Source organism: Emticicia aquatilis, assembly GCF_014644295.1.
Classification (GTDB): domain Bacteria; phylum Bacteroidota; class Bacteroidia; order Cytophagales; family Spirosomataceae; genus Emticicia; species Emticicia aquatilis.
This window is the reverse complement of sequence record NZ_BMKK01000023.1, coordinates 18,559-29,839: the sequence shown is the minus strand read 5'-3', so window position 1 is coordinate 29,839 and position 11,281 is coordinate 18,559. Positions and strand designations below refer to the sequence as shown.

Below are 11,281 nucleotides of genomic sequence, written 5' to 3'. Positions count from 1 at the left end.
AACTTATTATTAAAGAAAATGACAAAATGATTTTCGAAAATGACCCTTTCATCGCTTCTCTCTCATTCAGCAGAGAGAGAAGCATGAAAGTGGTCTCTTTTATGGCAATTGCTGCCAAATGATATAGTTCAAGAATTGACTTGTATTACTTGGATGAGTCAGTACCTCGAAGAAAATTAAATCAACTTCGTTGTTAGGTCCTTGGAAGATTACTCGTCCATCCATATCTACGTCAGCGTTGTCATAGACACTGTTACGAATAAAGTTGGTGAAACTACTTACATTCGTAGGGTCGGTCATTACACTAAAGAAGATAGCATCTACATCATTATCAGGTCCTTGGAAAATCACTTTATCGTCACGATAAGCATTACCAGCCCATAGCATATTCTTACCGCTATCAGTTACTTGAGGGCTTGTATTGCGTTTCAAGTTACCTGTTGGGTAAACATAGTTGGCGACACTTGTACTGGTGAAGTCAACCACTGGAGTGGTAGCAGAAATAGCTACTGGACTCGCTGTCATGACCCCTAAGTGGTTACGGTGACGTACCGAAATGTAATAGTTACCAGCAGTAAGGTTATTGAACGAAACTGCCGATGTACCATTCACATCAACAATATCGCCATCACGTTGAATCAAGGCCGAACGAGTGGCTACTACCGTTGATGGTGTTGTTGAGTTACGAAGTTCAACCATTACCCAGTCAACAATCGCATCATTGCCCGTGGCAGTCAATACCGATGGTGCTACCGTTTCTGTACCTCCACCATTGACGTGCGTATAACCGTTGGTAGTAGTATAAGGCTGAGACGCAGGAATCAAACCTTTCACACGTAAATCATCACGCATTAAGCCACCTGTTCCGTTTACGGCTGCACCTTGTAAGAAGGCCTTCACACTAACTTTCAAAGATGGTGAGCTGATAGGCGTTGGTACTACCACTACACTTATGTTATTAGTGAGTACAGTCTCGCCAGTAACTGCTGTAACCGAACCATTTAAGATAACCGACTGACCAGCAGTGTTGGCATTTGGAGTCAATTGAATATTAAATGTAGTTGTTGCCGCTTGAGCTAAACCTGTTGCATTTGGATTTGCACAAGTAAGAATCGCACCCGAAGCATTACATGTCCAACCATTTCCTGCACTGTACGATAATGGGCTGGTAGTATTATTCGGAATATTGAATGTCACTACTAATTGTCCACTCGCCGATGCAGTACCTACGTTTGTTACAGTTACTGGAATCGTAGAAGATACATTTTCTATCAATACTGGTGTTGGTGTGCCAAATACTATTATCAAATCAGGGTGTGTACCTGATTGAATTGGAGCAGTTGGCGTCATCGTACCTGTATTGTTAGCAGTTGTTGTTTCTGTCGGCACTGGAGTTGTTGTTCCTGTTACCGAAGGCGTTGTTCCTGCTGTTCCTACCGCTGGTGTAATCGGAATATTAAATGACGTACTCGCTGTCGGTGCTAATCCAGTTGTGTTTGGTGTTGTACAAGTCACTGTTTGACCAGATGTTGTACAAGTCCATCCACCATTCGAGAATGATGCTGGGGCTGTCAAGCCATTGGCCAATGTAGTTGTAAACGTCAATGGACCTGTGGCTGGTGCTGTACCTACACTTGTTACTATTACAGGAATCAACGATGTTACACCTTCTGTCAATGCTGGACTTGGTTGACCAATTGTTGTAACCAAATCTGGACGTAAAACTGCAGCGATTGGCGTTGTAGGTATCATCGAGCCAGAGTTATTACCTGTTGCGGTTTCGTTAGGTGATGGGCTGGTTGTTCCACCTATTGTTGGAGTTGTACCTGCTGTGCCTACCGCTGGCGTTATCGGAATATTAAACGTTGTACTCGCTGTCGGTGCCAATCCAGTTGTATTTGGCGTTGTACAAGTCACCGTTTGACCAGATGTTGTACAAGTCCATCCGCCATTTGAGAATGACGCTGGAGCTGTCAAGCCATTTGGTAATGTAGTTGTAAACGTCAATGGGCCTGTGGCTGTGGCTGTACCATTATTAGTCACAGTTACTGGAATTTGCGAAGTAACACCTTCAGTTAATACTGGCGATGGCTGACCGATTGTTGTTATCAAATCTGGGCGTAACATTGATACAATTGGTGCAGTTGGGGTCATCGTACCTGTATTATTTGGAGTTACTATCTCATTTAATACTGGCGATACGGTTCCTGTTACTGTTGGAGTTGTACCTGCTGAACCAGCTATTGAAGTAACTGGAATTTCAAAGGTCATACTTCCCGATGGTATCAATCCTGTTGCATTTGGTGTTGTACAAGTTACAGTTTGACTCGAAGTTGTACATGACCATCCATTATTTGAGAATGACGTTGGAGCTGTCAAACTATTTGGTAATGTAGTTGTAAATGTCAACGAGCCTGCGGCTGAAGCATTACCGACATTTGTTATTGTTACTGGAAGCAATGATGTGATTCCTTCTTGCAATGCTGGCAATGGTTGACCAATACTTACTAATAAATCAGGGCGAAGCATAGACACAATCGGTGCTGTTGGTGTCATCGTACCTGTATTATTTGCAGTTATTGCCTCAGTTGGTACTGGTGTTAATGTACCCGATATTGTCGGAGTTGTATTAGCCGTACCAACAGCGGACGTAACTGGAATATTAAACACTGTCGATGTTGAAGGTACTAAACCTGCCGTATTTCCATTGATACAAATTACTGTTTGACCAGTCGTCGAGCAAACCCAAGAACCATCCGTAAATGCAGCTGGGGCTGTCAAACCATTTGGTAATGTAGTAGTAAATGTCAATGGACCTGTTGCCGCTGCATTACCAATATTTGCTATTGTTACAGGAATCATCGATGTAATTCCTTCTTGTAATGCTGGCGTTGGATAGCCAATAGTTGTAACCAAATCTGGACGCAACATAGCTGCAATAGGAGCAGTTGGCACCATCGAACCTGTATTATTAGGTGTCGTTGTTTCGTTTGGTGCTGGTGCTACCGTACCCGTAATTGTTGGAGTACTACCTGCTGAACCTACTGCCGGTGTAATTGGAATATTAAATGTCGTACTTGCAGTCGGAGCTAATCCAGCTGTATTTGGAGTAGAACAACTTACTGTCTGACCAGAAGTCGAACAAGTCCATCCACCATTCGAGAATGACGCTGGTGCTGTCAAGCCATTAGCCAATGTCGTTGTAAATGTCAACGGGCCTGTTGCTGGAGCAGTTCCTACACTTGTTACTGTCACTGGAATATTCGAAATTACACCTTCTGTCAATGCTGGTGATGGTTGTCCAATTGTTGTAACTAAGTCTGGACGTGCCATTGGAGCAATCGGAGCAGTTGGCGTCATTGAACCTGTATTATTAGGTGTAGTAGTCTCTGTCGGAACAGGAATACTTGTACCAGTAATTGTCGGTGTTGTTCCTGCTGTACCAACTGCTGGTGTTACAGGAATATTAAACGTTGTTGTACCAGCAGGCGACAAGCCCAATGTATTTGGCGAAGAGCATGTTACAACTTGTCCTGAAGTACTACAAGTCCAAGGGCCATCAGTAAATGATGCTGGTGCTGTCAAGCCATTCGGCAATGTTGTAGTAAAGCTCAATGGGCCTATTGCAGGGGCTGTTCCTACGTTAGTAACAGTTACAGGAATATTTGACGTTACACCTTCTGTCAATGCTGGACTTGGCTGGCCAATTGTTGTAACTAAGTCTGGGCGTGCCAATGCCGATACTGGTGACGTTGGCGTCATTGTACCTGTATTGTTTGCCAAACCTGTTTCATTAGGAACTGGAGCAGTCGTACCAGTAATTGTTGGGGTTGTACCAACAGTCGTTGAAGCTGGTGTAATTGGAATATTAAATGTTGTATTTCCGGTTGGGCTAATACCTGCCGCATTAGGGTTTGTACAAGTTACAGTCTGACCTGAAGTTGCACATGTCCAAGGGCCGTCAGTAAACGATGTCGGAGCAGAATAGCCATTTGGCAACGTCGTTGTAAATGTCAACGGGCCTGTTGCTGGAGCTGTTCCAATATTCGTAATCGTTACTGGGATATTCGATGGAGTACCTTCTTTCAAAGCTGGGCTTGGCTGACCAATAGTTGTTACTAAATCTGGACGAGCCATTGCTGCAATCGGAGAAGTCGTAATCGAAGCAGTATTATTACCTACAACCGTTTCATTTGACAAAGGTGTGCTTGTTCCTGTGATTGATGGCGTTTGACCTGCCGAACCAACAATCGGTGTCACAGGAATATTAAACGTCGTTAATCCAGTCGGAACAAGACCTGTTGCATTTGGAGTCGTACAAGTAACGGTCTGACCCGATGTTGTACAAGTCCATCCACTATTCGAGAACGAAGCTGGTGCTGTCAAACTATTCGGTAATGTCGTTGTAAATGTCAACGGGCCATTACCATTAGCATTTCCTTGATTTGTTAATGTAACTGGAATATTTGAAGTTACACCTTCTGTCAATGTTGGTGATGGTTGGCCAATCGAAGCAACAATATCTGGTCTTGCGGCAGGTAAAATTGCTTGTGTTGGTGTCATGATACCAATATTGTTGGGATATGTCGTTTCGTTTACAACTGGGGCAGTTGAACCAATCAATGTTGGTAATGTACCTGCGGTTCCTGCTTGTGGTGTTACAGGAATATTGAAAGTAGTAAGACCTACAGGAGCTAAATCGCTCGTGTTCGGATTCGTACAACTTACTGTTTGTCCTGATGTAACACAAGTCCAACCATTCTGACCAAATGTAGCTGGTGCTGTTAATCCGTTTGGCAAATTAGTTGTAAATGTCAATGGTCCTGTGGCTGGAGCATTTCCAACGTTCGTTACCGTAACTGGAATATTCGATGTTACTCCTTCTTGCAATACTGGTGATGGTTGACCGATTGTAGTTACTAAATCTGGTCTTGCACCAATTTGAATTGCTGGAGAAATCGTAATAGAAGCTGTATTATTTCCCGTTACGTTTTCATTTGGCACTACATTTACTGAACCTACAATTGAAGGAGAAGTACCTGCTGTACCAGTTACTGGCGTAATCGGAATATTAAAGTTGCTAATAGCAGTTGGAGCTAAGCCCGAAGCATTAGGGTTTGTACAAGTTACTAACTGGCCAGAAGTAGTACAAGACCAAGTACCATTCGAGAATGTTGCTGGTGCTGTGATACCATTTGGTAAATTAGTTGTAAATGTCAGCACACCTGTTGCTGCCGACGTACCTTGATTGCTAATTGAAACAGGCAAGTTAGATTGAATTCCTTCAATCATATTTGGCGTTGCTTGCCCTAAAGTCACTGCTAAATCAGGTCTTAATCCCATTGCAATTGGAGCAGATGGAGTTAAGGCAGCGATGTTATTTGGCAAAGTAGTCTCATTCGGTACTGGAGAAACCGAACCTACGATGGTAGGTGTTGTTCCACCCGTACCCAAAGCTGGCGTCACTGGAATGTTAAACGTTGTTGTTGCTGCTGGAGCTAAATCTGTTGTATTCGGATTCGTACAGCTTACTGTTTGAATCGTTGTACTACACGACCATCCGTTGATTCCAAAAGTAGCTGGAGCAGTCAAACCTGTTGGCAATGTTGTTGTAAATGTCAACGGGCCTGTTGCTGGAGCATTTCCTTGGTTTGTTAATGTAACTGGGATATTCGATGTTACACCTTCTGTCAATGCTGGCGAAGGAGTACCAATCGTAGTTACAACATCTGGTCTTGCACCAATTTGTACAGGTCCAACTTGAGTTGTAGCTGTATTATTCGGCGTAGTTGTTTCGTTTGGCACTGGTGCTGTTGTACCAGTAATAATTGGCGAAGTACCTACCGTTCCGATAGCTGGCGTTACCGGAATATTAAACGTTGTCGTTGCTGCTGGAGCTAAACCTGTTGTATTTGGAGTCGTACAACTTACAACTTGTCCCAATGTCGAGCAAGTCCAACCACCGTTTGTAAATGATGCAGGAGCAGTCAAACCAGTTGGTAAAGTAGTTGTAAACGTCAACGGGCCTGTACCGGGAGCAGTCCCTTGGTTAGTCACCGTTACAGGAATATTTGAAGTTACACCTTCTGTCAATGCTGGCGAAGGAGTACCAATCGTAGTTACTAAGTCTGGGCGAGGCATCGGTAAAATATTCGATGCAGGCACCATAGTAGCTGTATTATTCGGAATCACATTTTCGGTTGGAACTGGAGCAATTGTACCAGATACTGGCAATGCCGAGCCTGCTGTTCCTACTGCTGGTGTAATCGGAATATTAAATGTTGTACTCGCCGCCGGAGCTAAACCTGTTGTATTCGGATTCGTACAAGTTACTGTCTGAGCAGAAGTCAAACAAGTCCAACCACCTTGGTTAAATAACGCTGGAGCTGTATAGCCATTTGGCAAATTAGTTGAGAATGTCAACGGGCCTGTACCTGAAGCATTACCATTATTAGCAATCGTCACAGGAATATTGCTTGCTTGTCCTTCAACTAATGGCGTAGAAGGCTGACCGATTGTAGTTACTAAATCTGGTCTTGGAAGCGGAGCAACAGCCACACTTGGCGTTACGGTTGCCGTATTATTTGGTGTTACGTTTTCGTTCAACACAGGAGAAACAGTACCCGAAATTGGAGTTGTTGTTCCTGCTGTTCCAACTGAAGGTGTAATCGGAATATTAAATGTAGTATTGGCTGTTGGAGCAATACCCGAAGCATTCGGATTTGAACACGAAACTGTTTGACCTGAAGTCATACATGTCCAACCATTTTGTGTAAATATCGCTGGAGCAGTGTAACCATTTGGCAATGCTGATGTAAAGGTCAATGCCCCCGTTGCTGGAGCATTTCCGATATTCGAGATTGTTACAGGAATATTAGATGCTGAACCTTCTTGCAATGATGGACTCGGTTGACCTAATGTAGTTACTAAATCAGGGCGAGGCATTGCTACAATAGGTGTAGCGATTGTTACAAGCGATGTGTTATTTGGTGTAACTTGTTCGTTTAATACAGGTGTAACCGTACCAACAACTGGAGGAGTTTGTCCTGCCGAACCAATTACTGGTGTAATCGGAATATTGAAGTTATAGTTAGCCGATGGAGCTAAACCTGTTGCATTCGGATTCGTACAGCTTACTGTTTGAAGAACAGTGATACAAGTCCAACCATTATCAAGGAATGTTGCTGGAGCCGAAAGGCTATTAGGCAAGGTAGTTGTGAATGTCAACTGGCCTGTTGCAGTAGATAAACCTTGATTAGAAACCGAAACTGGCAACTGAGATACTGCATTTTCAACCAAAGTAGTAGTTGGTTGACTAAGTACAGTTACAATATCTGGAAAACCTTGTTTCAAACAGTATTTTGGAGCAGGATTTGGCGTTACTACGCTACCACCCGCAACAACTACTGGTACTGAACCAACACCCACGGACCATGTTACTGGCAAAACAGAAGTTGTTGCAATAGCACTATTAGTGATGATTAGAGTGTAAGTTCCATCTAAAATACTTGGTACAACGTAACTTCCATCAGCCTGAACTGCTGCTGATTTGATTACAGTAGCACCTTGTATTAAGTTTACGAATAAACCACTCGGAATTGGAGAAGTGATTTCTGTACCATTTTGAATACAGTCTCCGGCAGTTCCACCACCAGCACCATTATCATTATATACACTTCCAGCTACTGCGGCTATACTCGAACCACAAACTGTAAAGTTTACTGGAGCCGAAATACCTACGCAGGCACTTGCAGTTACGGCTGAGATATTTCCACCAACTGTATATGGCTTAATATCGTAGATAATCGCAACTACATTATAATTACCCGCCGGTAAACCAATGAATGTCGGAACACTACTCTCTTGCAAAATAACACCAGTTGGCGTTAATAATAAGTATTTCTGTGTCATACCCGCTCCTACTGTACCACCAGTTGGCGTTACCGAAATTGTACCGTTGATACTATCGCAAGTTGGATTTTGACGAACGCAGAATGCTGGTAATGCTGTTGGAGTAGTCAACGCACTATTTGCTACTGTAATGTTTACACTTCCAGTTCCGCTGCTCAAACTAAAGTTTGTTGGCATCGCCGAAGTCGTAGCAGTTGCAGTATTGGAGATAATTAAAGTATAAGTACCATCTAAAATACCCGATAAAACATAACTACCATCAACATTTACAGCAGTAGAGTATTTCACTAAACCACCTTGAATTAAGTTGATATATAAACCACCTGGCAAGCCTGTTGCACTTTCTGTACCATCTTTTACGCAGTTTCCTGCAAAACCACCACCAGAGCCATTATCATTATAGACGGTATTGGCTGGTGCTGATAAAGTTGCTGTACAAATATTAATTGTTACTGTCACTGGAGTACCAGAGCTATAACAACCACTTGCATTACTTTTGGCAAATACATAATAAGTACCAGAAGCAGAAACAGCTGAAGGATTCGCTACTAAACTTGATGGTAGTGTATTATTTGCATTATGCCATTCGTGTGTACGGCCATTTGGCGGTGTACCCGAAAGCGTTAATAAATTTACACTTGTAGCTGGACAAGTATTTGAAATTGTATTTACCCCTAAAATTGGTGCTGCTGGCGGAGTTGGTCCAACCAAAGTCACATCAACCGTAGGAGATGCACAACCATTAAGTGTTGCATAAATATTATTATAAACACCTGCTGTAAGGTTTGTCAAAATAATTTCACCCGCACCATCGGTTGTGAATGTACCTGTTGTTTCGGTTGTGGCAGCATCTTTATAATAACCAACAGTATAAGTCGTATTTGGAGTAAGACCTTGTAAGATAATACTACCATAAATACCATTCCCAGTACAGCTGGTTGGGTCATTTTTCAATGTCCCCGAAATATCTGGCCCAGCAGGATTACTAATAGTTGAAGTTACTGCAGGAGAAGAACATCCACCTTCAGTAGCAGTTATATTTGTGTAAGCCCCTGCACCTAAACTTGGTATAGTTACCACACCTGAAGCATTGGCAATAATTGTAGTATTAACCGCAGCTCCACCATCTTTTACATAACTAATTCCGTAACTCACTCCTGGACGAAGCCCTGAAAGTGTAATTGAGCCATCAGTAAGGCCACAAATAGTTGGAGACTGATTAGTAACAGAAGAAATTACTGGACAATATTTTAAACAGAAGCTTGGAGCAGTTGCTGGAGTGATTAAGTTACCACCCGATACTACTACAGGAATAGACCCCGTTCCGCTACTCATCGACCAGCCTGTTGGTAAGGTCACACTGGTAGCAGTTGGGGTACTTGCTATAATCATAGTATAACTTCCATTAGCCACACTGAGTAATTGGTAACTTCCATCTGGCTGAATTGGAGCAGAATAAGCAACTGTACTACCTGAAACCAAATTTACATTCAAGCCTGTTACCAATCCATTAGCACTTTCAGAGCCATCACGTACGCAGTTTCCTGCAGTACCACCACCTACGCCATTATCAACATAAATGCTATTCGCAAGAGCAAGAATATTGGTTGAACAACCAATAATATTTACTGTAACAGCAGCAGAAGCTGGACTATAACAGCCAATAGCAGAATCATAATAAAAAGCATAGTATGTACCTACACCAGCCGTTGTTGGTGTAGCATAAGCAGCCCCTGTATGTGCATTATTAGTAAACCAAACTAAACTTGCATTAGCTGGAGTAGTACTTGTAACTAAACCTACTTGATTAAGATTAACAGTAGTTGCAGAACAAACATTACTAATTGTTGTACTACTTAATGTTGGAGCTACTGCTCCCGCACTACATAATGAGGTTGCATTAAATATTAACCATGCAGAAGAAGAATATTCTGCCTGTCCTGTTGGACCAACACTCGAACACGCTGGCATGGTCACAGTTGCACATGCTCTATATGTAGTATTGGGTGTAACTGTATAATAATTAAAGTTTCTTGAACCTCCATCTAAGTTTGCACCAAGAGCAGTACCTGCTGGTGAGCAATCAGATTTTAACTTCAACGAATATGTTCTTGTAAGACCCGAGCATAGATTCGAGAAAGTTACTAAATTTCTTATCCCAATGATAGTCTCAGAAATTCCAGTTGTATAATCTGTACAAAGTTCATAACTCTGACCAGCATTATATGATAAATCAGACGCATTAAGGTCATAAGTAGAATAAGTTTGGCCATCAAAGGCTGAAAAAGCAGATGTAGAATTTGCGTATGTATTTAACCCGCAATTAACTCCACTACCACATTGACATGGGGAAGAACCCGGAGCATATTTTTCAATTACAGCATGATATACTTCTGCATTGAATAATAAACCAACCAAAGTAGTATATTCAATACTTATTTCATCAAAATCGGCAGTTGTCACAAAACCTACTGTTGCAGTACCATCTCCATTTAATAAACTACTATTAATACCTAATAAACTTGTTACAGCATTGTATGTTTCGGCTATAACACCATTATTATAAGTACGAATAATTACAGTAGAGGCAATTGTTCCGCTTAATAAGCCTGTTGTACCAATTCTAAAACCTGCAAAAGTTCCAGCAGGATATGTATCGGCGGCATCATTATCTATAACCCTAATAGTTGCTTGACCACCAATACCTGTTATACTAATTGATGCATTATCTGATGTTGTCGAATTTGTAACATTATTAACATTACTCACAGTGACAAACCTTAATGATACAGGTGCGTTATTATTTGTCTCGGAAGCCGATATGTTAGTATATGTTCCATTTACCCAAGGTGACTTTATATTAGCAGGAGCATTGGCTATCTGAGCAATAGTTGATAAGGTTACCGTTGTCAATGCCAATGTACCTACTAAATCTCGATAAGCACTTCGAGAGTAAAATCTTGAAAAAGTACGAGTAAAAAAACTATCAAAACCCTGATGTTCTTTTACTTCTATCTGTAAATTAGGTGTTTTCAAGAATACGATTTCTCGAAAATTGCCACCTATTTTCTCACTAATTTTCTCATAAAAATTAGCAATCATAGATTTTATCAGCAAGTACATTTTTACGAAAAATGCTTTCACTGATAAACTCAAGTGTGTTTTGGTATAATTTGAATTCATTGCATTAATTTGATTAATACAGCCGTTTGACTGTGTTTTCATTGCTTTGCTGGGACATCGCAATTCTCCAATCAAATTATATTTGACAACACTTACGAGGGAGGCTTTTTCTTTTTCAGGTCAAGCTGATTATTCTCTTGAATATTCATTTTGTTATATTTTTAAATTAATCCCTTGAGGAATTAAT

1 protein-coding gene is annotated in these 11,281 nt (G+C 41.6%); it reads right to left on the bottom strand.

The genetic code is table 11. The annotated features are described in order from the left end of the window. Positions 1-99 precede the first annotated feature (99 nt). On the bottom strand, positions 100-11,094 hold the full coding sequence (locus IEX65_RS27380; RefSeq protein ID WP_188771504.1) for a beta strand repeat-containing protein: 10,995 nt from the start codon (positions 11,092-11,094) through the stop codon (positions 100-102). Between the last annotated feature and the right edge of the window lie 187 nt (positions 11,095-11,281).

What these genes read in the sequence shown, in the direction of transcription:
- IEX65_RS27380 (WP_188771504.1), bottom strand. Translation starts at nt 11,094, where the DNA reads ATGAATTCAAATTATACCAAAACACACTTGAGTTTATCAGTGAAAGCA.